Genomic DNA, 26952 nt, shown 5'->3' with positions numbered 1-26952 from the left:
CAGTGGCACACAACATCGTTGCCGCGACGCAACCTGATGCAACAGATAAACTGCTGACCTGCACGATAAACCGGTCAGCGCAGAACCTGCTAAAGCCAGGTTGCGAAATGTGTTCAGCGAACATTTCCTGCGAGGGCGGTGCAGTTATCGGGCCGTGAGGCATGTTGTGAAAATCCCTTTGCGTTTAAAAAATTAAGCCTTTATCCGCCCACAGACGCACTGGGCGGACACTTTATCAGAAAGCATAAGTGCTGTGATTGCGCATAGTCCTAATTATGTGTTTGCCAAATACCCTTTTGCCATAAAATCTACAAGGCGATCACACAATTGATAAGTTAATTTGATCGATTATCTGACTGTCTGTTGCTTAATTTTGTTAACAATAACACCATGTATATTGTGTGGGTAATTTATTAATTTGTTGTTTTTTATAATAATAAAATTATCTGCATAGCGTTAAACCAAAATTTAACATCTGTCAAACTGATGATTTGACTTTTTTAATGAATTATTTCAATCTTAATGATTATGTCTTTTTATGGAGATTAACTCAAATCATGCATATAACTTATGGAGTTTCGGGAAAAAATACCGAAATGATGGTTAACCAAAGCCCCTAAAAAATATATAAATTTAATAACAGCCGTTTTTGTTTGTTTTGTAGCCTGTGGCAATACCTCACACCAGTTGGAAGTTTATCCATTTTTCTTAATGGTCTTCATTACCCGCTGAACCGCTTTTTACCTGAAAAGGAAGAGCGGTGTTTAGCGTGTATGGACAACAACTGGCGTAACAGGGGTACAACATGGCTCAGAACGGTAGCGTTGTTATTGATATTCTTTCTCGTACTAATGGTGCAGTAATCTCCCAGGTTTCAAACGCCAGTCAGGACGTAACTCTTAATCAAATCAGCATAGTACGCGTACACGCGACCCGTGACGTGGTCACCCGCTATGAGCGTGTGGGGAATGATCTTGTTATTCACATGAAAGACGGACGCACCGTCCGCTATCACAGTTTCTTCGATACAGATGGCAAGGGGAATCACAGCGAACTGATTTTTGATGATGGCACCCACCCGATCGAACATGCCGCGTTTGTCGATACCGGCGCAACAGCGGGGGCAACCCCGATCGTTCCCGCTTATGAAACCATTCCTGATGCCGGGGCGCTGGTCATCGACTCCTCTAATTTTGACCCGGCTGTTTTAGGTGCCGTTCTGGGCGTTGTCGCACTGGGTGCCGGGATCGCAATTGCCGCAGGTGGCGGCGGTGGTGGTGGCGGTGGCGGCAGCAGTAATAACGGTGGCAGCGACGGCGGCGGAAACACTGACGGTGGGAATACCGGTGGCGGGAATACTGGTGGCGGAAACACCGGTGGCGGAAACACCGGCCAGACCGCAACGTTATCGCTGGGCGCATTTGCCGGTGACAACACCCTTAACGCCACGGAATCGCGTTTAGCACAAATCTTTTCAGGCACCGCAAGTAACGTGGCCGCAGGCGAGACCATTACCCTGACCATCAACGGTAAAACCTACACCAGTACCGTAGGCGCTGACGGCAAATGGAACATCAATCTGCCGCCGGTAGATTTACAAAATCTGGCAGATGGTACTTACGTGGTGTCCGTCACTGTCACCGGTACTGATGGCAAATCGGTCACTCAGGGGATCACCGTTGTCGTGGATAAAACCCCGCCGGTGGTCTCGCTCGATCCTGTCGCCAGTGACAACATTCTTGACGCCGTTGAGCATCAGCAACCGCTGACAGTGACCGGCACAGCTTCTGTCTCTGAAGCCGGGCGCACACTGGTCGTTACCCTCAATGGCACGCAATACAACACGACGGTAGGTGCTGATGGCACCTGGTCGGTGACAATACCCGCCAGCACGGTTTCCGCGCTTGCTGAAGGCAATTATACGCTGACCGCGTCACTGACCGATGCCGCAGGAAACTCGACCACTACACCGGAAAGTTTCGTTATCAGCGACAGCGCCGGTATTTTGATGGTCAACCCGATCTCAGGTGATGGTCAGCTCAATGCCAGTGAAGCGCAAAGCGCGCTGGTGATCACCGGTACCACATCCAATGTCCCTGCGGGCACGCAGATCACGGTGACAATCGGCGGCGTGGCATATCAGACCACAACAACAGCGGAGGGGGGCTGGAACCTGAGTCTTTCTCCTGCCCGGTTGCAGGCGCTGACTGATGGCCCGACGACCGTAACCGTCAGCCTGGTCGATAGTCAGGGCAATACCATCAGTCAGACGACAGATCTGAATGTTGCTATCCATGGCGTTCCGCCGACGCTTGATCCGGCTTTCGGCGGTGACAATACGCTCAATGGCAGTGAATCCATCACCAGCCAGACATTGACGGGGAACACGGGTCTCACCGGCGATGGTCAGACCGTGACTGTCACCCTTGGTGGCCAGCAAATTACCGGCACGGTTACGCCAGACGGTATCTTCACCGTGACGGTTCCGCCTTCAGTACTCGGTAACCTGCCGCAGGGCAGCAATAATATCGTGGTCACCGTGACGGACCCGGCGGGCAATCACAACACCATTACCACGCCAGTCAGCATCGATACTGTCGCCCCAACCCTTGCTATCAATCCGCTGGCGGGCAACGGCCAAATCAGTCTGGCCGAAGCTGCAGGCGCACTGACCCTGTCAGGTACCGCCTCGGCAGCAGATGCAGGCAGAACGGTTACCATCACCATTGACGGCCAGACATTTACCGCCGTTGTCGGTGATGACGGCGCATGGAGCACACAAATCCCGGCTGGCACGCTGACTGGTCTGAACGGTGATTTCCCGATCAGCGCCACCCTGACGGATGCGGCGGGCAACACCACCACCAGCACCAGCCCGCTGCATGTTGCTGCCGATTCCACTCTTCAGCCGGGCATTTCAGTGAATGCATTTGGCGGCGATGACGCCGTTGACGGCGCGGAAGTCCAGACGGCGCAGGTGCTGAGCGGGACCACTACCCGCGTCGAAGCCGGGCAGATTGTCACCATTACGTTCAACGGCAATACCTATGAAGCCACGGTGCAGGCCAGCGGCAACTGGAGTGTGATTATTCCGGCGGCCGATATGGTCACGCTGACCGACGGTACCCAAACCCTCAATGTCAGCGTGTCTGATAAAGCCGGTAACCCGGCGACCGGCACTGATACTTTCGAGGTTGATACCTCTCAGAACGGTATTGCGATTGACCCGGTAACGGGTGATAACGTCATCAACGCAGTGGAAACTGCAAACGGCATTGAAATCAGTGGTACCACTCTGGGGGTAGCGGAAAACGCCATAGTCACCGTGCAATTCGGCTCGCTGTTTAAAACAGCCACGGTAGGGGCGAATGGCAGATGGTTCATGCTGTTAAGCACGGGCGAGATCGAGGACATTCAAGGAAGCAATCCAGATCTCAACAGCATTTCTGCCACTGTCGAAGGGCCTGGTGGAATAATTTTATCGAACAGTATTAATATCGGTATTGATAACACCAATCCTCTTCCCACTCTCAATACCCCGTTTGGCGATAGTCTGCTCAATGCGACTGAAGCCGCCGCCGGGCAGACTCTCAGCGGTACCACTGGAAAATCGGGTGATGGTCAAACCGTCACCGTCACATTAGGCGGGAAAACCTATAACGCGACTGTGGCCGCAGACGGCAACTGGTCAGTTCAGGTTCCGGCAGCAGATTTGCAGGCGTTGCCACAGGGCAATGTGGCGATTGCCGTCACTGCCACTGACGGCGCGGGCAATACCGCCACGTTAAGCAGTAACGCTACGGCTGATTTCACCGCGCCGCTTCTGACTGTTAACCCGGTTTCCGGCGACGGATACATCAACGCCTCTGAAGCGGCTGAGGGGGTGACGATCACCGGAACTGCCTCGATTTCGGAAGCCGGACGCACCGTCACCGTCACCCTCAACGGTGAAACCTATACCGGCATTGTGCAGCCAAACGGCCAGTGGAATGTTGCCGTGCCAGCCACCGCATTCAATGGTGTGGCAGACGGCAGCTATCCGGTGAGCGTCCAGTTGTCCGATGCGGCGGGCAACAGCACAACGGTTAACTCCGGCGTGCAGCTTGCAGCCGATGCGGCGAACGGCCCGACCATCACCGTTAATACCTTTGCGGGTAATAATGTGCTGGATGGAGCAGAACAACAAACCGCGCAGCAGCTCAGCGGTTCAACCTCCCGTGTTGAAGCGGGTCAGACAGTCCTGATCCTGCTGAATGGCCATTCTTATACGGCAGTGGTGCAGCCAAGCGGAAGCTGGAGCGTCAGCGTTCCGGCGGCGGATCTGGCGACCATCGCCAACGGCACCACACAAATTAGCGTGTCAGTGGCGGATAAAGCGGGAAATGTGGCGACAGGCAGCGAAACCCTGATCGTCAACAACCTGCTCAGCGGGCTGGCGGTAAATCCGGTGGCGGGTGATAACCAGCTCAATGCCGGTGAAGCCGCCGCAGGAATTACCCTCAGCGGCACCTCCAGCAATGTGCCGGTAAATGGCGTGGTGACCATCACGCTGAACGGTAAAATTTATACGGCAACCGTCGGCACGGGCGGTGCCTGGAGTGCGCAGATTCCGGCAGCCGATCTGGCGCTGCTCAGTGACGGCACTAACACCGTGAAAGTCAGCGCGACTGATGCGGCAGGCAATCCGGTGTCCGGCAGCAGTGACTTCGGTGTGATCATCCATTCCCTCCCTGACGCGACACTCAACACGCCGTTTGGCGATACGCAGCTCAATGCCAGTGAAGCGGCAGCAGGTCAGACGCTGACCGGCAGCACCGGGGTCAGCGGCGACGGACAGACTGTCATCGTTACCGTCGGCGGGACAGATTACACCGCCACGGTGGATGCCAGCGGGAACTGGAGCGCCACCGTCCCTGCCGGAGATTTGCAAACCCTTCCTCAGGGACCCGGGGCGGTGCTGGTGGCCGTCACGGATGCGGCAGGCAATACCAGCAATCTCAGTACGCCGGTAACTATTGATACCGTCGCGCCAGTAGTCACCATCACCACACCGGTCGCGGGCGACGGCACCATCAATGCCGCAGAAGCCGGGGCGATTATTCCGGTCAGCGGCACGGCAGGAGCGGGTGAGGCGGGCGATACCGTCACCATCAGCATTGGCGGACACACTTATACCGGCACTGTGGCAGCAGGCGGCGGCTGGACAGTCAACATCCCGGCCGATGCGCTGGCAAACGTGGCGAACGGCACCTATACCCTGACCGCCACGGTGACCGATGCCGCCGGTAACGCAGGCACCGCAACCGCACCGGTCACTGTGACAGCGGATCCGGCATTGCTGCCGACAATCGACATTGACCTCTTTGCCGGAGACGGCACCCTCGACGGCGCGGAACGTATGAACCCGCAAACCGTCAGCGGAACGACCACCCATGTGGAAGCCGGACAAATCGTCACCGTGACCATCGGCGGCATTGATTATCAGGCTACAGTGCTGGCCAGCGGTGCATGGAGCGTCAGCGTACCGGCTGCCACCTTGCAGACCCTGCAAAATGGCGCGGCAACCATTGAGGTTTCTGTCGCCGATAAAGCCGGTAATCCGGCGAACAACAGCGAAGACTTCACCGTTAACAGCGCGCTGGGCGGTGTGACCATCAATCCGATCACCGGCGATAACAAAATCGACGCTACGGAAGCGGCTGCGGGTTTTGATATCAGCGGTAAAACCGCCAACGTGCCGGAAGGAACGCCGGTAACCGTTAAACTGGGTACGGTGACCTACACCACGCAGACCGATGCTGACGGTAACTGGACAGTCAACGTTCCGGCGTCTGACGTTGCCAGTCTGGCGGATGGCACCAGTCATGTGATTGCCTCGACTGTCACCACGGATCAGGGGCCGGTGACCACCACCCAGGATTTGGGCATCTACGCCACATTGCCGGAGCCAACGCTCAACACCCCGTTTGGCGATGGTTTGCTGAGCAGCGCGGAAGCCGCCACCGATCAGACACTGACCGGTAAAACCGGACTGACCGGCGACGGTCAGACGGTGACGGTTACCCTTGACGGCGTCCCTTATACCGGCACGGTTGCCACTGACGGTAGCTGGACCGTGACCATTCCTGCCGCGGATTTGCAGGGCCTCGGTGAAGGCACGAAGACCATCACTGTTGATGTGACAGACGCGGCGGGTAACACCGCAACCTTACCGGGTTCCGTGAATGTGGACTTCACACCGCCTCCGCTGACGCTGGATAACGTGGCGACGGACAATGTGATTAACGCTGCCGAAGCTGGCGCACCGATCACCCTCAGCGGGACCAGTGATCCGGCCGATGCAGGACAGTCAGTGACACTGACCTTTAACGGACAAACCTATACCGCAGAGGTGCAACCAGACGGTAGCTGGAGCACCACCATTCCGGCGAATACCCTCAACGGTCTGGCGGATGGCAGCTATCCGCTGACCACCACACTGACGGATGCAGCGGGTAATACCACCACTTTGCCACCGGTCAATATCGGGATCGCGACCAATAACGTCCCTGTGCCGGACATTGATACACCGTTTGGCGATACCTATCTCAACCTGACCGAGTCCGGCCAGTCGCAAACCATCACCGGCAGCATTGGTGCGACGGCTGACGGCCAGACGGTCGTGGTTTCCTTAGGCGGTGAAGACTATCCGGCGACGCTGAACCCGAACGGCACCTGGAGTGTCACGATTCCGGCGGCTGATTTAGGGGCGCTGGACAATGGCAGTCTGCCGCTGAGCGTGACGGTCACAGACGCCGCCGGTAACACTGGCACCACCAGCTCGCAAATCACGGTTGACCGCACGGCGCCGGTTCTCAGTATTAATGACGTGGCGACCGACAATATCATCAACGCGGCTGAGTCCCTGCAACCGGTGGTGATCAGCGGTACGGCCGGTCTGGACGATACCGGACGTACAGTGTCTGTAGTGCTGAGTTTCAACAACGTCAGCTACACGGCAACCGTGCAGCCCGATGGCACCTGGAGCTTCACGCTGCCAAGTACCGTCGTGCAGTCGCTGACGGATACCACTTATACGCTGACCGCCACGATCACCGATGCGGCAGGCAACAGCACGACAGCCACGCAGACCTTCAGTGTGGATGCGAATGTCGCTAATTTGCCGACGCTGACGATTACAGCCGTGTCCGGCGATGATTACATTAATGCGGCGGAGAAAGGCGCGGATATTCCGATCACCGGGACATCCACCAATCTTGAAGTCGGGCAGACGGTGGTGGTGAGCTTTAACGGCAAAACCTACAACGCCGTCGTCGGTGCGAATGGCGACTGGACGGCAACCGTGCCGCTGGCTGATCTGGGCACCTTGTCTGACGGACCGGTTACCGTTACAGCGACCGCCAGCGATGTGGCGGGTAACCCGGCATCCGCATCGCACAACGCCACTGTTATCACCCAGCCGGGCGACCTGCCAACCCTGACCATCAACGCCATTTCCGGCGATGATTACATCAATAGCACTGAACACAATCAGGGCATGATCGTGAGCGGAACCTCCACGCATGTGCCCGTGGGCGGTACGGTGACCGTGGTCATTACCGGCGAAAACTACACGGCGACCTATACCGCTACCGTGCAGGCTGACGGGAGCTGGAGCTTCCCGATGACGGCGGCGCAGGTTCAGGCGATGCCCGCCGGGAACAATACCTTCACAGCAACAGCGGATGATGTGGCGCAAAACGTAGCAACCAGCACGCATGATGTCACGGTTGATACAACTCCTCCGCTGCTGACTGTCGTGGTGGATACCGGCGGTGACGGCATCATCAATCTGGCCGAAGCCGCGCTGGGTGTGCCGGTGAGCGGGACGACGGATCCTAATCTGACGGTCAAAGTGACCTTCAATGGTAAGGATTACCTGACCACGGCCAACGATCAGGGAGTCTGGTCGCTGACCCTACCGGGCGTTGATGTGCAGGCACTCGCCACCGATGGCAGCAAAACCCTCGGCGTGAGCGTCAGTGATGCGGCCGGTAACATTGTGACTGCTTCAGGCAGTTTCACGCTGGCAACCCATTCGCTGCCAACCCTGACCGTCGGTGCTATTGCAGGCGACGGCGTGCTGAATATTGCTGAAGCCGCCGCAGGGTTTACCCTGAGCGGTACCAGTACCGGGCTGGTTGCGGGCACCACGGTGCTGGTCACTATTCCGGGGCTGGCGGATCCGATCACCGGTACCGTGAACGGCCTCGGAACAGGCTGGACAGCCGTCGTGGCACCGGGTCTGCTTAGCGGGCTGGACAACGGGCCGGTTCAGGTCAGCGTCTCCGCGACGGATACCGCGCTTAACCCGGCGTCTTCCAGTGCCAGTCTGAATGTGGTGCTGACCCAACCGGGTGTGCCAACCATTAATACGCCGTTTACCGACGGCGTGCTGAATGCCGCTGAAGCGGGCGCAACCCAGCTGATTACCGGCACCACCGGCATTACCGGCGCAGGCCAGACCGTAACGGTGACGATAGATGGCACGGCGGTCACCGCGACCGTCGGCGCGGATGGCAACTGGACCGCCACCGTCCCTGCTTCTGTCTTGCAGGGGCTGACGGATGACACACACACTATTTCGGTGACGGCAACCGACAGTGCAGGTAACCCGAGCAGCGCAGCCGGTACCCTTGATTTCACGTCGGTAACGCAAATCCTGCCGCAGGCCGGAATCAATACACCGTTCGGTGATGGTGTGCTGAATCTGGATGAAGCGACGGCGGGTGGCACCATTACCGGGACGACCGGTATCACCTCGCCGGGTCAGACGGTTACCGTCGTGATTAACGGTAATGCGGTGCCGGTGGTGGTGGATTCTGCTGCCGGAACCTGGAGTGTCACTCTGACACCCGCGCAGTTGCTGGGCTTGCAGGATGGCACCTGGCCGGTCGTCGTGACCGTGACCGACAGCGCGGGTAACATCTCGCCGCTGACGACGTCGGTTGACGTACAAATCAACAACGTCCCGGCACCGGCAATCAATCTGCCGTTTGGTGACGGTACGCTAAATATTGCCGAATCCATTGATGTTAACGGGCAAACCCTTACCGGTACCACCGGCGTAACCGGAGCCGGGCAAACCGTCAGCGTGGCGATCGCGGGCATGACCGGCAGCCCGTTTACGGCAACGGTCGACCCGGACACCGGCAACTGGAGCCTTAACCTGACATCAGCGCAGCTCACTTCCCTTGGCACCGCGACGGCGTCACATCTGATTACCGTCACGGCCACCGACAGCGCGGGTAACCATACTGATGCGACACTGGCCTTCACCTCCTATCTGTCTGCCCCTGTGCCGGTTATCGACCCGCCATTTGGCGACGGCAATCTGAATATCACGGAAGCGGCTGATGTGAACGTGATTACCGGTAATACCGGCATCACCGGCAACAATCAGAACGTTAAACTGACCATTGATGTGAATGGCATTACCTATAACGCGACCGTCGATCCGCTGACCGGCGACTGGTCGGTAAGTCTGCCTGCAGGCGTGCTGAACTCTCTGGGCAGTGGTTCGCATGACATTAACGTCACCGTGACAGATGCCGCAGGCAACAGTACGCCTGCGACGTTGCCATTCACCAGCTATCTCACCGCGCCGGATGTCACCATCAACACGCCGTTTGGCGATGGTTATCTGAGCGCTGCGGAAGCCGCCACACCGCTAACCCTGACCGGGACGACGGGGATTACAGGGGCGGGGCAAACCGTGGTGGTCACTATTGCCGGAATACCTCTTCCGGGTGTCACGGTGGATGCGGACGGTAACTGGACGGTGCCTGTGACGGCGGGCGAAATCGCCGATCTGCCGCAGGGCGCACAGCAAATCTCCGTGACGGTCACGGACGGCGGCGGCAACACCGGTTCGGCCTCGGCTGACGTTGGCATTGCCGTAACCCAACTGCCAGCCGTAGCAGTAACGTCCTTTGCCGGTGCCGGTTTTGATCTGACCTACGCCGAGAGCCAGAGCACGCAAACCATCACCGGTACAACGGTGAATGTGCAGGCGGGACAGCAGGTGGCGGTCACTGTCGGCAGCATCAGCCATCAGGCAACGGTGCTGGGCGATGGCTCATGGAGTGTGACGCTGACACCGGCTGAGCTGGCTACGCTGAACAGCGCGGACACCATCACCGCTTCTGTTAATGATCTGGCGGGTAACACGGCAAACCTGCTGGCGCCACAGGCCATCACGGTCAACCTGACGCCGCCAACATTCGCCATCACCATTGATCCGGTCACCGGTGACAACATCATTAACGTGGCGGATGGCAATCCGGCGAACATTACCCTTTCCGGTAAAACAGTGAATGTGCCGGATGGCACATTGGTCAACATCACCGTGGGAGGTGTTCCGCATCTGGCGACTGTCACTGCGGGAACCTGGTCTGTGGCTGTCTCTGCCACTGAATTTGTGAATGGCACCACCACCACGGTGACCGCATCAACGCTTATTCCGTTGACCAATGCCACACAAAGCGTGCTGGTGGATACCACCGCACCGACCCTGACTATCAGCGCCTTTACCGGCGACGATATTTTGAATAATACCGAGTCGAAATCCGCGCAACTGATTTCAGGGACGGCGGATACCAGCGAGGTGGGCCGGGTGGTTACGGTCACGCTGAATGGCAAAACTTACAGCGGCACCGTGCAGACAGGCGGTACCTGGTCTGTCAGCGTGCCCGCCGCCGATTTGCAGGCATTACCGCAAGGGAATGGTGCGACCAACGTGATCTCCGCCATCCTGACGGACGCGGCAGGCAACGTGGGGACGGCGGTTCCGCATACGGTGAACGTCGATACGTCTGCGCCGTTGCTGGCGCTGGATGCGGTGGCCGGTAACAACGTCATCAATCTGGCGGAATCACTGCTCAACGTACTGGTGGGCGGGACCTCCAGCGGCGCGGACGGTCAGACCGTCAACGTCACACTGGGCGGTGCGTCCATTGGTACAGCGGTTATTCAGCCGGGCGGGGCATGGTCGCTCAATCTGACGCCAGCGCAGTTGCTGTTGCTTAACGACGGCACCCTGACACTGGCGGCGACGGTAACGGATCAGGCGGGTAACACCACCAGCGTCAGTACCGGTCTGGATATCTTCTTCAACAAATTGCTGGACCTGAACGTGGCCAGCGGACTGGGGCTGACCGACGGTTTCCTCAATCTGGCGGAATCTCAGGTAGCACAAACCCTCAGCGGCACGGCGATTGGTGCGGGCGTGGGTTCAGTGGTGTCGACGGTTATCAACGGCACGCCGCTCTCGGCGATTGTCGGGGCTAACGGTGCGTGGTCACTGAACATTCCGGCGGCCTTGCTCGGTGCGCTGGGTGAAGGTCAGCAGGTGCTCAACCTGAACCTCACCGATGCGGCAGGTAACGTGAAAGCATCTGTGCTCAATCTGGACGTCATTAAAACGCTTCCGGTTCTGGGCGATCTGGATCCTCTGTTTGGTGGCAACGGTCTGCTGAATGCGGCGGAATCTCTGCTGGCACAAACCATTGGCGGCGTCGCGACAGCGGTTGACGGCACTCTGGTGACCGTGACGCTTGGCGGTAAAACCTACAACACTACCGTGACGGCGGGTACCTGGGATCTGCAGATCCAGCCGGGTGATCTGGGCGCGTTGCTGGATGGCAACCTGAATCTGGGCATCACCCTGACTGACCCGGCAGGCAACTCGTCTGCAACGAATATTCCGGTGGGGATTGCGATCCACAATCTGCCGCAGGTGGTGCTCGACACCGTGTTTGGCGACGGCGTGCTGAATATCGCCGATCTGCTGGTGAATCAGACCATCAGCGGCACGGTCTCTAACGTGGCTGCGGGGACAGCAATCGCAGTGCAGGTCGGAACGCAAACCATTGATGGCGTGGTCGATGCGACCGGGCATTTCCTGGTCACCGTCCCGCCGTCTGTTCTTGGTTTGCTGAGCGGCACGACCGCTGCGGTCAGCGTGACGGTAGCAGATGCTGCCGGTAACGTTGGCAGCGCGGCCGTGAACGCGGTGCTGGATCTGGTCAGGCCGGTCATTAACCTGACCTCAGTTCTGGGCGACGGCTTGCTGAACGCGGCTGACGCGCTGACGACCCAGGTGATTGGCGGTACGGTCACCGGTGTGGCGACGGGTACGCAGGTACAGGTCACGCTGGGCGGGAAAACCTTCCTCGGGGCGACCGATGCCAGCGGTGCATTCAGCATCACCCTGCAACCGGGTGACCTGAACGCGCTGGGGGATGGCACCTTCACGGTCGGGGTTTCTGTGACCGACAGTGTAGGCAATACCGCCACTACCAGCGGAACGCTGAACGCTATTATCAATGCGGTACCGAAAATTGTGCTGGATCCGGTCTTTGGTGCTGACGGTATTCTTAACGCCGCTGAAGCGCTGCTGACTCAAACCATCAGCGGTACGGTCACCAACGGCCAGGTCGGGGAAATCGTCAATATCAATGTCGGCGGCGGTCTGATTGACCTGACCGCTACCGTAGACAGCGACGGCAAATTCTCAGCGTCGCTGACGCCGCTGCAATTATCCGGCCTGCTTGACGGTAACCTCACCCTCGTCGCCTCAGTCACCGATGCGGTGGGTAACACGACCTCAAGTACCGTGGGCCTGAATGTCGGTATTAACAATCTGCCGTCGATTGTGCTTAACCCGCTGTTTGGCGATGGCGTGCTGAATGTGGTTGACCTGCTGACCGGACAAACCATCAGCGGTGTCGCGACCAACGTGGCGCAGGGCACGCAGGTGCAGGTTTCCCTGAATGGCAAAAATTATCTGGCGACGGTCGGTGCGGGCGGTGTCTTCAGTGTCACCGTGCCGGTGACCGATCTGACCGCCATCCTCAACGGCACGCAGTCGGTGGTCGCCAGCCTGACGGACGGATCCGGTAACGCGGCGTCGGTCACCGGCCTGCTGAGTGTGGTATCGCAGTCACTGCCAACCATCACGCTGAATCCGCTGTTTGGCGATGGTCTGCTGAACGCGGCAGATGCGCTGCTGACCCAAACCATCAGCGGTACCACGACTAACGCGCAGGGCTCAACGGTGACCCTGAACGTGGGCGGAAATACCCTGACGGCGCTGGTGAAAGCCGACGGCACCTTCAGTGTGGCGATTCCGCAGCTCACTCTGGCGGGCTTGCTCGACGGTACGCTGAACGTCGGTGCCTCGGTGACCAACGCCGCCGGTAACGCCGTCAGCGGCAGTGCTACAGCAACGGTGGGGATCCATACCTTGCCGACGCTGCTGGTCAATACCTTGTTTGGCGGAGACCAGTATCTCAATGCCGCAGAAGCCGGTGCGAATACTAATATTACCGGTACATCTAATCTGCTCAACGGCACGGTATCTGTCACGGTGGGCACCGTTACACACACCGGTACTGTCACTAACGGCGTCTGGAGCGTGCCGTTCACCTCTGCTGAATTGCAAGGACTGGCGGACGGTTCCACACAGGTTTCCGTGGTGGTGAGAGACAGTGTGGGTAACACCGCGACGTCTTCCAACCTGCTGAACGTCCTGACGCATGATCTGCCGCTGGTGGCGCTGAATCCGGTTCTCGGGCTGACGCTCGGTCTGGTGAGCAATATCCTCGGGGGTCAGGGGCTGACGCTGAGCGGCACCAGCCGCAATATCGCGCAGGGCGGTCTGGTCAGCGTAACCCTGCTGGGGAATACGCTGGCGGGTACCGTGCAGGCAGACGGTTCGTGGACGGTGAAGTTCAGCAGTGCGCTGCTGAGCAGCTACGGACTGGTGGGCCTGCTGTCGGCATTACTGGGATCGATTGTTGAACTGAAAGCCGTTGATGCCGCCGGTAACGGATTTGATGCCCATGTCGGGCTGACTGTCGGTTCATCATTACCGCCAGAAACCGCCACGCTGATGGCGACCTCTCTGTCTGCCGAGGATACCGACACGCATACACTGGCCGCCAGTGTGGTAGCCGATTCTACGACCACTTCTACATCGGAACCCACAGACACCACGCACGCCACCAGCACACTGGTCTCGTCGCTGGCGACTACGGAGTCTACTGCCACCACGACATCAGAAACCACCGCGCATGCTGATACTGCCTTCTCGATTGGCGGAGTCACTATCGATCTGACGGCAACGGACGGTGTCGCACTGGGCGGTACCGGCGATGACGTGATTGCAGTTCACACGCTGGACTTCGGTCTGATCGACGGAGGAACCGGTGTCGATACCTTGCTGCTGGCGGGCACCAATCAGCATCTGGATCTGACCCTGCTCGGGCTGAAAGTTGAGCATATCGACATCTTCGATTTGGGCAATTCCGGCACCAACAGTATCTCGCTGAACCTGCATGAGGCGCTGAGCGTGAAGGATAACCCGACCGATGAAGTGATCATCAAAGGCGGCGAGGGCAGTCTGGTGAATCTGCACATCGGCACTGACGGTGCGTGGAACGAAACCGGGCAACGCACGGTGGATGGCCTGACGTTCGACGTTTACCACAATACCTCAATAGAAGCCTCGAATACGCTGGGAGACGTTCTGGTGCAGCACGGTCTGCACGTTCAGCAAAGTTGATGCAGTGCGCCTCCCCCTGCGAAGGGGGAGGCGGGGAGGGGGGGTTGCAAACGACTGCGCCCACCCAACCCTCCCCTTTGCAGGGGAGGGAGCAGTACCAAAAATATAAATCGGCGTAATTAAGTGGTGTCGGTAATGAAAAATAAGAGAGTGATGCGGTCACTGACCGTGATGTTGGGCACCTTGTGCCTGACCGGTTTAACAGGGAATACGGGGGTGACGGCGGCGGTTAAACAGCCGGAATTTAACTGGCAGGCTGCGCCGACCGAGGAGATGCGTGCCAGCCTGACGTTGCAGGATGCCATCCTGCGGGCATTTGCGCGTAATCCGCAAATTTCAGAAGCGGCGGCGCAAATTCGCGTCGGCAAAGGCAACCTTGATGAGGCAAAAAGCGCCTGGTATCCGCAGATTTCCTTACAGGGAACTGCCGGAAAATCACATCAGACTGACTCGGCAGGTAGCCTGAGTAATAACGCATCGGCGGGCGTCCAGCTCAGCCAGCTGCTGTATGACTTTGGTCGTACCGGCGGCAGCATCAGTCAGCAGGAATACCTGTCTGATGCCTATCGTTATTCGCTTTACAGCACAATGACTGATGTGGCGCTCAGTACCCTGCAGGCCTATCTCTCGGTCAAACGCTATCAGGCGCTGAGCCTGGCGGCGCGCGACAATATCGCTTCTCTCGAACGTGTGCGGGACACCGCCAGACTGCGGGCAGACGCCGGACTGAGTTCACAGTCTGACGTGTTGCAGGCAGAAACGCGTATCGCCGGAATGAGAGCCACCGTTGAGCAATACCGCGCGCAGCAACGTTCTGCGCAGGCACAACTGACGGTGCTGACCGGCGTGGTGTCCGATAATTTGCCGGATCTGCCGCAAAGTCTGCTGGACCAGAAAGTGACCCTCGACAAAATCCCTTACGAAAACAGTACGCTGGTGCGTGCCGCGCAGGCTAAACAGCAGGCGGCAATCGAAGAAGTTAATCAGACCGAAGCTCAGCACTGGCCGACCCTGAAAGTGCAGGCAGGACGTACGCGCTATGAAAACAGCGGCGGTGGATGCGCCGGTGTATCAGGGCGGGGCGGTCAGCGCCAAAGTCCGCGCGGCAGAAGGCCAGCGGCAGGCGGCACAGGCCGAAGTCGAAAAAGCCAAGCTGGACATCAACCAGAAAGCGTCGGCAGCTTATGCCGATATGATCGGCGGTCAGCAGCGGCAACTGGCGGGTGAGGAACAGTTCGGCAGCGCGACGCATACCCGCAGCGTTTATCAGGATGAATACAAACTCAGCAAGCGCAGCCTGAACGATTTGCTCAGCGTTGAGCAGGACGTTTTTCAGGCCGATACGTCGCGCATTGGCGCGCTGTATGACGGCTGGGATGCGACGGTGCGCTACGCCGCCGCCGTGGACAATCTGGTCGATATGTTAGGCATCGACAGACACAAACAAACAGGTGACACCATCCCGATGCTGTAAGGCGCGGACAGGACGGGAATAAACCAGAAGCATTCGATATCGAGGTTGAAATGAGTAATGAAGCAACAACACCTTTGTCGATCGACGTCTGGATAAGCGCCATGGGGCGCGTGGCCGAAACATTCGGTAAACCAGCAGATCCGCTTTATCTTCGCCAGCAAATGCGCTGGTTCGAACATCAGCCGTTGCGGCGTCAGCTCGACCGGCTCAGCGGTCTGATGGGGCTTCAGGTGGGTATGGTCAGCTGGAATCAGGTGCGCTGGCGTCAGGAAGTGTTACCTGCCGTCATTACGCTGCAACAGGGTGGCATTGCGGTACTGGAAAATCTGCACGACGACGGCATGGTGGACTACTGGCTGAGCGACGGCGGCAACTTAGTGCGTTCGGCTGAACTGGTGGTGTTGCTTGAGCAAAGCACCGGCCCGGTCTTTCTGGTTGGCGTGGCACCGCGCGGGCGCGATCAGCGTATCGACCCGTTCGTTCAGCCGCATAAAAAACACTGGTTCTGGGATAACTTCCGTGGTTCCGGGCGCAAAATCGCGGAAATCTCGCTGGCCTCTATTCTCGGTAACGTGCTCGCGCTGGCGGGAATTTTGTTCTCAATGCAGGTGTACGACCGCGTTATTCCGGCGCAATCTTACCCGACCTTGTGGGTGCTGTTTTTCGGCGTGGTGCTGGCGGCGGGGATGGAATATGTCATCCGCCTGATGCGTACGCTGGTGTCGGATCTGATGGGCAAGAAAGTCGATCTGAAAGTCTCCTCGCTGTTTTTCGTGCGGGCGATGAATATCAAAAACGACGACCGGCCGAAATCCACCGGTTCCTTTATCTCTCAGTTGCGTGAAATCGATCAGGTGCGCGAACTGCTGACCTCGACCACCATCAGCGCGGCGGCGGATATGCCTTTCGTGTTGCTGTTCCTTGGCATCATGTTTTTCATCGGTGGCCCGCTGGTGATTATCCCGCTGCTGGCGATCCCGCTGATTGTCATTCCCGGCATTCTGATCCAGTGGCCGATGGCCAAACTGGCGAAAGAAGGTATGCGCGAAAGCGCACTGCGCAACGCCGTGCTGGTGGAAACCATCGAAGGCATCGAAGACATCAAAGCCTTGCAGGCGGAAGCCTATTTCCAGCGTCAGTGGGAACAGACGCACGAAGTGAGCGCGGCGGTCGGCATGAAGCAACGCGTGTGGGGCGCGCGCCTGACAGGCTGGGCCTCCACCGTGCAGCAACTGACTTACGGCGGCATGCTGGTTTTCGGCGTGTATCTGGTGCTCAGCGGCGACATCACCACCGGTACGCTGGTCGCCAGCAGCATGTTGTCATCGCGCACCATCGCGCCGCTGATGCAACTGACGATGGTGTTTTCCCGCTGGCAGCATGCGAAAAGCGCCATGCGCGGGCTGGATGAACTGCTGAAAAAACCTGTTGACCGGCCAGCGGATGCACAGTTGTCACATTGCCCGACGCTCAGCGGCCATTTCAATGTGCGTAATCTGCAATACACCTACGACAAAGAGAACGCGCCGAATGTGCTCGGTATCGGGCAACTGGAGATCAAGCCGGGCGAACGCGTGGCAATCCTCGGGAAAGTCGGTGCGGGTAAATCCACATTGCTCAAACTGCTGGCGGGGCAGGCCAGCCCGTCGCAGGGGAAAATTCTCATCGACGGCGTCGACATGACTAAAGTTGAACCGGCGGATATCCGCCGCCAGCTCGGTTATCTGTCGCAGGATTCGCGGCTGTTTTTCGGCACCTTGCGTCAGAACCTGATGCTGGGTTATCCGCACGCGACTGACCAGGAAATGCTGCAGGCGTTACGTATCAGTGGCGCGTTGTCGATGGTGCAGGCCGACGCGTCGAGCCTGGATAAAATCATTAACGAAGGCGGGCGCGGGTTGTCCGGCGGTCAGCGGCAGATGGTGATGCTGAGCCGCATGATCCTGCGTAACCCGCAGGTGGTGCTGATGGACGAACCGACCGCGTCGATGGATGAACAACTGGAAGAATACGTCATCCGTCAGTTACATGGCTGGCTGGTGGGGCGGACGCTGATTGTGGTGACGCACCGTCCGGCGTTGCTCAGGCTGGTGGACAGGATCGTCGTGATGGATAACGGGCGCGTGGTGGCTGACGGACCGCGGGATCAGATCCTCGCCAAAGTAGCCAGCACCACGCCCGCTCCGGCAGCGGCGGTCATGGACGATAAAAAACAAGGCGCAGCCTGAGCTGCTAAGGACACCGCATGGCACATCTGACATTGCATGATGAACTGGAAGCCGAAAGCCGCAAAGTCTCGTGGATTATCTGGGGCACGCTGGCCAGTTTGCTGGTGTTTTTTGTCTGGGCACGTTTTGCTGTGCTGGACGAAGTAACGGTCGGTACCGGCAAAGTGACGCCATCGAGCAAAGCACAGCAAATTGACTCGCTCGATGGTGGCGTAATTTTAAAACTGATGGTGCAGGAAGGATCAGTGGTGAATCGCGGACAGCTTCTGGCGCAGCTTGACCCGACACGTTCTCAGTCAAACTATGGCGAGGCCGCCTCCCGTGTGCGGACATTACGTGCTTCTTCTGAACGTCTGAGCGCTGAACTGACCGGCGCACCGCTGAAATTCAGCCCCGAAACCATGAAATCGCCGGAACTGGTGGCGCGTGAACGCCAGTTATATTTATCACGTAAGCAGAACCGTGATGAAACGGTGACTAACCTGCAACAGTCGCTCAGACTGGTGAACGATGAAATCAACATGACGCAACCCCTGGTGGCCAAAGGCGCGGCGGGACAGGTCGAAGTCATTCGCCTCAAACGTCAGGCCAGCGAACTGCGCGGAAAAATCGACGATGCCACTAATCAGTACGCGGTACGTGCGCGTGAGGAGCAGGTGAAAAATAACGCCGATCTGGATGCTGAATTACAGGTGTTGGCCGGTAAAGAAGATCAGGTGACGCGCTCTGAGCTGTATTCGCCGGTTCACGGCATTGTTAAAGACATTCAGGTTTCCACTGTCGGCGGTGTTCTGCAACCGGGTGGCAAGCTGATGGAAATCGTGCCGATTGAAGATCAGCTGCTGATCGAAACCCGCATTAACCCGCGCGACATCGCCTATATCCGCCCCGGACTGCCTGCCACGGTAAAAATCTCGGCGTACGATTCATCAATCTATGGCGATCTGGACGGTAAAGTTGAAGGTGTCTCACCGGATACGTTGCAGGATGAAGTGAAGCGCGACCAGTATTATTACCGTGTGTATGTCCGCACCGACAAAGCTTTCCTGACCAACAAAGCCGGGCGCCAGTTCCCGATCGTGCCGGGGATGGTGGCGAATGTGGATATCAAAACCGGTCAGAAAAGCGTGCTGGATTATCTGATTAAACCGTTGAATAAGGTGAAAGAATCCCTGAGGGAGAGGTAAGCAGGAGGGCGCTGCTGCTGAGGCTTTAAAGTCAACACCTTGGGCTCGCCGCCCAAACTGGCCCAGAGGACGCGTAAGCGCGCGCCCTCTGGACTCCGGCGGTATTTTAACTGCGCGCTCTGCTCGCTGACTATGTTTCAGCTGCCGCAGTGATAGCCATAAAGCTCCCTCCCCTGCGAAGGGGAGGGTTGGGGTGGGGTATTAAAGAAAAATCAGAGAGTTAAAGTAAGCTTTGACTAAGTGTTAGCCCGTAAAACCCCCTCCCAACCTCCCCCTTCGCAGGGGGAGGAGGAAAGATAAAACATTCTGTCGTTGAATTTAAGATCGTGCGGGCGATTCAGAAATCTTGCTGAACGGAGCGGCTTCGAGACCTGTGGCTCGAAGACCGAGAGAAGGAACCGCGCAGCGGCAAGATTTCCAGCCTGTCTCTGCGGCAACTGAAACATAGCCAGCACGCGATAGCGCTTGTTGAAAAGCGAAGGGAGATCCAAGAGGGAAAAAGCACTTTTCCCTCTTGGTCGGTTTCGGCGCGAAAGGCTCTGCGATAACAGTTATTGAGAAACCGAAATATTCCCGATTAAGCCTCCACGGCGAGTGAGAAACCAAAATATTCCCGCTCAAGCCTTCACGGCCAGTGAAAACCCAAAATTTGCACCTTTATAAAAGGTGTTCAAGCCGCTATTGCAGCGGCTCCTGCAATCTAAACCCGGCGATAGGATCTTCAATCTCAGTCTTGCGCTTATCCTGCCAAAGATTCATCCTCGCCCGCAGCGAGCCGCTGAGTTCATCGTGAACCTGCTTCGCAGCCTCGGATTCCGGGTTCAGCTCAAGCACGAATTCCATAAATTTATCCGCGATATAACGGTTTTTCTTCACACCGGTACCGGTCAGCCAGGCCATGCCAAGGGTATAAGCGGCTTCGGCGCGATCCGGGTGTGCGGCGTTATGCAGAATTTCCGGCAGCCACACTTCTGCTGCCTGACGTTTCTCGGCATCTGAGCCATTATCCAGTGCGCAACTGGCGCGATAGTAGGCGGCGGACAGGTGCCCGGCGTCTATCGCGCGCTGATACCACTGCATCGCCTGTTCATAATCCGGTTCGCCGCTCAGCCCGTCGCGCAGCGCGTTAGCGCAGGTAAACATAGCCGGAACCATGCCAGAGCGGGCGGCGCTGAGCACACAATCCATCGCATTACTGTCATTGTGATAATGCTCAGGCACATCATGGTGCCAGCCGTTGCGGTAGAAGAAATACAGCTCGTAGCAGTGAATGGCACTGCCGTGGCGCGCCATGCCGGTCATCAGAAAATGAGCGGCATCGATGTCGTCATTGATTGCCATATCATGCGCCAGCGTGACCAGATCGCTGACCGGTTGTTCATCCCCCGATTGCTGGATAAGCGACCATGCGTGTTCCATCAGCCCTTCACTTAACTCTGGCCGGGCTGGCAGTCCGTACAATCCGAATTGCAGCGCCGTCGCGGCAAACGCGACCAGCACCGGATCATTGGCCTGGCTCAGGCCGCGGGTCAGTAACTGAGTGAGTACCGGCAAACCTTCTTCATGACCGTTTGCCAGCACGGCGCGGGAAATAAACATGCGGGCAGAATGGCCCGGCATCGCCTGCGGTGAAACGGCGAACAATGCGTCATAAACGGTCAGGCCGGCCTGATCATCATCCTGCCAGTAAGCGGTACAAATCCCGGCGAGATCCAGCAGGCGGATGCGGGTTTCAGGCGTGAGGGGCTGAGCCAGTAAAGTCGCCAAACGCTGCTGGAGTTCCTGCGCCCGCGGTGATTCCCGTTCTGCAATATCGCCGGATAGCGCATCGCACAGCGCGTTCGCACGAAACTGGTTACGTTCTTCATCGCTGAATTCCGCACACAGCGGGCTGTCGATAATCAGCATCTGTTGCTCGTCGCTGCCGCCCCAGAACGCGGAATGGAATAACAGGTAGGATTCCATCGTGCCGACGTCGGCGTGACGCACGGACATCGCCATGCGCAACCAGTAATCCAGCGCTTCTTCACCGGTTTTTCGGGTTTGCTGTAACGCGGCAGGTAACATTTGCGGCCAGTGTGTGGCAGGTTCGAACCCGAGGGCGTGGATATGCGCCACCCCGGCTTGCCAGATTTCACTGTCCTGAATCGAAAACTTCTCATGCAGGGGCTTGGGGATTTCGCCAGCGAAAAGAGATTTCAGCCAGTAAGGCTCACCGAAACCCCCGCTGAGATTCATCAGATGGCGGAACGCATGAGTCGGGCGCGGGTGTAATTCGATGGCGCGTAAAAACGCCAGCACGGCGTAATCGCAACACAACTGGGCACCGAGCCACTGGTGATCTTCAATTTCATTTTCGCCCTGAGACTGGCGGATCAACCAGGCATTTTCATGCCAGACCATGCCCAGCAATACGTGAGCGTGGTAGCTCTGCGGGCATTGCTGCGCCCAGTCACTGAGAACTTCCAGCGGATTAAGTGCAGGCGATTCCGTACCGGTAAACAGAGTGGCCGGATGCATCAGCAGGCCGTAATCGCTTTGGCCTTCGCCCTGATTCTGCCAGCCACGCATCAGTGACAACAGCCACTCGTCGAGTTTTAGAAAACGGCGGGTTGCCAGAAGCATTCTGGCTTTGGATATGTTGTCTAGCTGATCCTGTTGTGGCATGAGGTTCCCTGAACGGTTGAATAAAGAAGCTGTTGCGTGGCACCGCAGTTTATCGGTCTTCCCGGCGGTGATCAGCGGGATTGGTCTGACTTTGGCTATAGTAACGGATCTGAAGTGTCGCTGACCAACAAAGCCTCTCCACAATATCGATTAATAATTTTCCGAAAATACCTTATTAATTTAATGGATTAGATATCGAATATTAAGAAAATCGAAATTCAAAAGATGGAGATAATGTGAAGTAATTATGGAGAAATACAGTCAACGGGCGCGATATAATCAATGATGAATATCACAGAGTGATATTATATCTTTGTAAATCAAAAAAAAACCGGCCACAAAGGGCCGGCTGTTGTTTCCACAAAACGGGGAATGAGGGTAATTGAATAACAAATAATGATGATAGCGAGAGAGAGTATATATTATTGCTGAATGTATGATTTATCACTTAGTGCGGTAACGGGTTTAATTAATTAATTGATATATATCATTTTTTTATTAAATTAGCTTTGCGTGCTTTATTTTAACAAAAATAAACAGACGTAAATTTACGCAAAATTAATATATTGTTACATATTCTAATATATACGTAATGTCTTCACTAATTTCGTATCATTTTCTTTCTGGATTAAAAGAATCTATATCATGAGAATGGAACTGCCATGTCGGGCCAACATTTATACAGATACAAAAAACGTTATGCAGATTTAAAGCGGTAAAAAAAACTGTACTTTACATTTAGTGGCACGGTCCGACACCTATCGAGGACAAAAAAATGAAAATCCGTGTTCTTTCACTCATGATCCCTGCTTTAGTGGTGGCGGGATCAGCAAGTGCGGCAGAAGTTTATAATAAAGATGGTAATAAACTGGACCTGTACGGTTTAGTGGATGGCTTGCACTACTTCTCTAACGACAAAGGTTCTGATGGCGATCAGAGCTACATCCGCCTTGGTTTCAAAGGCGAAACCCAGATTACTGATCAACTGACGGGTTACGGCCAATGGGAATATCAGGTTCAGGCTAATCAGGCTGAAAGCTCTGATGACGGTGACCGCGCATTTACCCGTTATGGTTTTGCAGGTCTGAAATTTGGCGACATGGGTTCATTCGACTACGGTCGTAACAACGGCGTGATGTATGACGTTGCCGCCTGGACCGACATGCAGCCTGAGTTCGATGGTTCCACTTATGGTGCTGACCAGTTCCTTTATCAGCGTACCAACGGCGTGGCAACTTACCGCAACGACAATTTCTTTGGTCTGGTCGATGGCCTGCACTTTGCCCTGCAATATCAGGGTAAAAACGACAGCGGCGGCGGCGAACCAGGTACCCGTGATGTGCTGACACAGAACGGCGACGGTTACGGTATGTCGCTGAGCTACGATATTGGCGCGGGCGTCAGCGTAGCGGGTGCCTTCTTCAACTCTGACCGTACTGACGAGCAGAACTCTGCACCGGGTATCATGGGCGACGGTAAAAAAGCCGAAGGTTACACCGGTGGTCTGAAATATGACGCGAATAACGTCTATCTGGCTGCGATGTTTACCCAGGCTTACAACGCTTCCCGCTTCGGTTCCACCGATTCAGAAGCTTACGGTTATGCTAACGAATCCCAGGCATTTGAAGCCTATGCAAGTTATCAGTTCGATTTCGGTTTGCGTCCGTTCGTAGCTTATAACCAAACCCGCGGTAAAGATTTAGGTTCAGACCGTCTGGGTAATAACTACCAGGATCAGGATCTGGTTAAATTTGTTGACCTCGGTGCGACTTACTACTTCAACAAAAACATGTCAGCCTACGTTGACTATAAAATTAACCTGATCGACAGCAGCACCTTCACCGACAACGCTGGCATCAATACCGATGACGTGACGGCGGTAGGTCTGGTGTATCAGTTCTAAGCGTGCCTTTCTCAGACACAGAATAGCGCTTAGCAGTAAAGAATAAGCAGTAAAAGAACGCGGCCTCTGATGGCCGCGTTTTTTGTGGGTTTCTGACAGCTTCAGGCAGATTTCTGATGGATGAGATGCAGCGGGGGAGAGACATCAAGTTTGATGTCAGGGTTCTGGCGGAATTCATGTGGCGTTATGTTGAAACGCTTGCGGAACATGTAGGTGAAATGCGATTGCGAACCAAAACCGAAATCCATAGCAATGTCAAAAATCGGGGTTTCACTGCTGCTCAGCTGATAAACAGCACTTGCCAGACGGCGTTCCCTGATGTACTTCCCCAGAGAAATGCCTGTCGATTCTTTGAACAGTTTTTGCATGTGCCAGAGCGAATAGCCTGAATACTCAGCCAGTTCTTCAAGATGGATCACACGACCAAGATGGCCTTCAATCCATTTGCTGAGTGCGCAGACGATAGCGATATGAATGTCTTGAGCCATAACCAGTCTGTATTAAGGTTGAATATCGCTATTATACACGAGTTCGCCAGGTTGGCGTGGCAGCTGTTGCTCAGAGATGTTCAGGGGTTGGGCAGACAATAATAGCCCGGTGGGCAGGACTGTAATGACAGCCGCGCGGGCCATGTTTTAACGTAACAGGATCCAGTGGATCAAACGGGCGATGCCATCGTCCACCACGACTATCCCGACGAGAATAAGAACAATCAAAACCACAAAGTTCTTACCGGTTGGCAAAATGATGTCTCCCTTTATCCCTTTTCAGGGAACGGAACTCAGTTACCAGGGGCTGCTGCCCTGCATATTCAGTGCAATCACACCCAGACAAACCGCAACAAAGATCAAAAATACGATAAGAAGCCGTTTCATTCTTTTTTTACAGAGCCTGCGCTCTTCCTCCACAGTGAGTCAGCCAGCAATTTCTTTAGCCACAAACACTGCGAACGTTAACCGCTTATTTCTGCGAGATCCAGTCTGTCAGAAATTTTTAATCTTTTTGCTCGCGTTTGATTAACCGTCTGTGGCCGGGCGACGTACCAGATCGGTTTTCTGCCCGCCATTAATCACCGTCGTTGGTGGCGTTTCCGGCACCAGCGCATCCGGCGCAATGTTCATATGGTTAAGGATTTCGCCCATAATCTGCCCGAAAATCGGGCCTGCAACCGAACCACCGAAGTGCTTGCCCGCTTGCGGATTATTGACCATCACCACCAGTGCAACACGCGGATTACTGGCAGGCGCAACACCGGCGGTGTAGTTGATGTAACCGCCGTCGTATTTGCCACTGGCTCCCATTTTTTCCGCCGTACCGGTTTTAATCGCCAGACGGTATCCCGGCACCGCAGCGCTGAGGCCGGAGCCGCCGGGCAGGGCGTCACTTTCCATCATATGAATCACGGTTCTGACCACGTCAGCCGACATCACACGGGTACCAAGCACCGGCGGCGTGACTTTGGTTATCGACAGCGGGCGGTAAATACCTTCGGCACCAATCGTGGCGTATTCACGGGCGATTTGCAGTGGCGTGACGCGCAGGCCGTAGCCAAAGGAGAAGGTAGCGCGCTCGATATCAGCCCAGCGGTCACGGTGGAGCGGGAAATAACCACTGCTTTCGCCACCGATACCCAGATCTGTCGGTTTGCCCAAACCAAAGGACTGATAAAGCTGAACCAGTACACTGGCAGGCATCGCCAGCGCAATGTGCGACACCGCAATGTCACTGGATTTTTGCAAGATACCGGTGATGGTCAGCGCTGGCCAATGACCAACGTCGCGGATCAGGTGGCCGTTAACGGTATACGGATGGGTATCGAGAACGGAATCCGGACGGATCATATGGCGGTTCAGACCCGCCATCACCACCAGCGGTTTGACCGTCGAACCCGGTTCGAAACTGTCGCTGATCGCCACATTTCGCATGTCTTTTGCCTGAACACCGGCATAGTTATTGGGATTATAGGACGGATAGGACGCCATCCCTAAAATCTCACCGGTATTCACATCCACCAGAACAGCAGCACCGGATTCAGCCTGGTTAAGCGTAACGCCATCGCGCAGCCGCGAGTACAAAACGTACTGCATAAAACTGTCGATACTCAGGTTGATGGTGGGCGGCTGTTGTGGCGCGACTTCTTTCAGGATGCCGATCACATTGCCATGGCGATCCTGACGGTATTCGCGCATGCCCGGTTTGCCCTGCAGCAGAGCATTAAAGCCTTTTTCAACGCCTGTCAGACCTTCATTATCTGTCCCGACGACGCCGACCAGATTTGCTGCGGCTTCACTCATCGGGTAATAACGGCTGTCATCGAGCTGACTGCTGATGCCGCCGAGGTGCAGCTGGCTGATATCTGCGGCGATGCCTTCTTCTATTTTGCGGCCGAGATAGACGAAGCGGCGTTGAGGATCACTGGTGATGGTTTGCTGGAGCTGCGAAAGTGGCATATTCAGCGCGGAAGCCAGATATTGCCACTTCGGACTGTTCAGGTCGCTGTGCAATTCCAGCACACGGAACGGATCGGCGATAATGTCTTTTGAGGCGACGCTCAGCGCCAGCGGATGGCCGTTACGATCAACAATAGTGCCGCGCCCGGCAGGGATGACAGTGGAACGCAACGAGCGGGAGTCGGCTTCTTTTTCCAGCATTGGCTGGTTGAGCAATTGCAGGTAGCCCACCCGGCCGAGCAGAAGCGCCAGACAACAGACAATACCGAGACAAATCAGCGCAAAGCGCTTGGTGTAGAAATTAGGTTGGGCGCTGGATTTTTTTAGGCTCGGTGGCATGGCGGTTTCGCAAAGTCATTGGCGCGTGTGAAGCGAAAAGCGAAGGTGCGGGAACAATGTACCGGATGAAATCACCCAGGTCTGTACCTCATTCTGTGC

The 26952-nt window shown here is 56.2% G+C and carries 8 protein-coding genes and 1 pseudogene; 6 read left to right on the top strand and 3 right to left on the bottom strand.

Features of this window, described 5'->3' with window-relative positions:
• Nucleotides 1–805: 805 nt before the first annotated feature.
• From AC1DUO_RS01375 to AC1DUO_RS01360, 4 genes and pseudogenes are all read left to right on the top strand, one after another.
• Nucleotides 806–14605: an Ig-like domain-containing protein gene (locus AC1DUO_RS01375; protein WP_477986286.1), complete on the top strand. Its 13800-nt coding sequence runs from the start codon at nt 806–808 to the stop codon at nt 14603–14605.
• A gap of 135 nt (nt 14606–14740) precedes the next feature.
• Nucleotides 14741–16079, top strand: a pseudogene (locus tag AC1DUO_RS01370) (TolC family outer membrane protein).
• A gap of 50 nt (nt 16080–16129) precedes the next feature.
• Nucleotides 16130–18307 carry a type I secretion system permease/ATPase gene (locus tag AC1DUO_RS01365; RefSeq protein ID WP_013574624.1) on the top strand — a complete coding sequence of 726 codons (2178 nt, stop codon included), beginning with the start codon at nt 16130–16132 and terminating at the stop codon, nt 18305–18307.
• A 17-nt stretch (nt 18308–18324) separates the two neighbouring features.
• Nucleotides 18325–19494 carry a beta-barrel domain-containing protein gene (locus AC1DUO_RS01360; RefSeq protein ID WP_013574625.1) on the top strand — a complete coding sequence of 390 codons (1170 nt, stop codon included), beginning with the start codon at nt 18325–18327 and terminating at the stop codon, nt 19492–19494.
• A 678-nt stretch (nt 19495–20172) separates the two neighbouring features.
• Here AC1DUO_RS01360 and AC1DUO_RS01355 read toward each other — a convergent pair.
• Nucleotides 20173–22161 carry a DUF4034 domain-containing protein gene (locus tag AC1DUO_RS01355; protein ID WP_217244219.1) on the bottom strand — a complete coding sequence of 663 codons (1989 nt, stop codon included), beginning with the start codon at nt 22159–22161 and terminating at the stop codon, nt 20173–20175.
• A gap of 775 nt (nt 22162–22936) precedes the next feature.
• Here AC1DUO_RS01355 and ompC point away from each other — a divergent pair.
• Complete coding sequence (ompC, locus tag AC1DUO_RS01350; RefSeq protein WP_013574627.1) at nt 22937–24064, top strand: porin OmpC; 1128 nt, start codon at nt 22937–22939, stop codon at nt 24062–24064.
• Between the two features lie 101 nt (nt 24065–24165).
• Here the strand turns inward: ompC and AC1DUO_RS01345 are convergent, their stop codons facing one another.
• Nucleotides 24166–24552: a helix-turn-helix domain-containing protein gene (locus AC1DUO_RS01345; RefSeq protein ID WP_013574628.1), complete on the bottom strand. Its 387-nt coding sequence runs from the start codon at nt 24550–24552 to the stop codon at nt 24166–24168.
• Nucleotides 24553–24717: 165 nt separating this feature from the next.
• Between AC1DUO_RS01345 and AC1DUO_RS01340 the strand changes: the two genes are divergently transcribed.
• The gene (locus tag AC1DUO_RS01340) at nt 24718–25020 is read left to right on the top strand and encodes a hypothetical protein (RefSeq protein ID WP_015689534.1); all 303 of its coding nucleotides are present in this window, start codon (nt 24718–24720) and stop codon (nt 25018–25020) included.
• Nucleotides 25021–25080: 60 nt separating this feature from the next.
• On the opposite strand, the gene AC1DUO_RS01335 is transcribed toward AC1DUO_RS01340, so the two are convergent.
• Nucleotides 25081–26853 (bottom strand): penicillin-binding transpeptidase domain-containing protein, encoded by a 1773-nt coding sequence (locus AC1DUO_RS01335; protein WP_013574629.1) that lies wholly within the window; start codon nt 26851–26853, stop codon nt 25081–25083.
• Between the last annotated feature and the right edge of the window lie 99 nt (nt 26854–26952).

The sequence above is a fragment of the Rahnella sp. P4_A8 genome (assembly GCF_056402435.1).
Note: the sequence above shows the minus strand (reverse complement) of the source record. Positions and strands in the feature narration are given on the sequence as shown.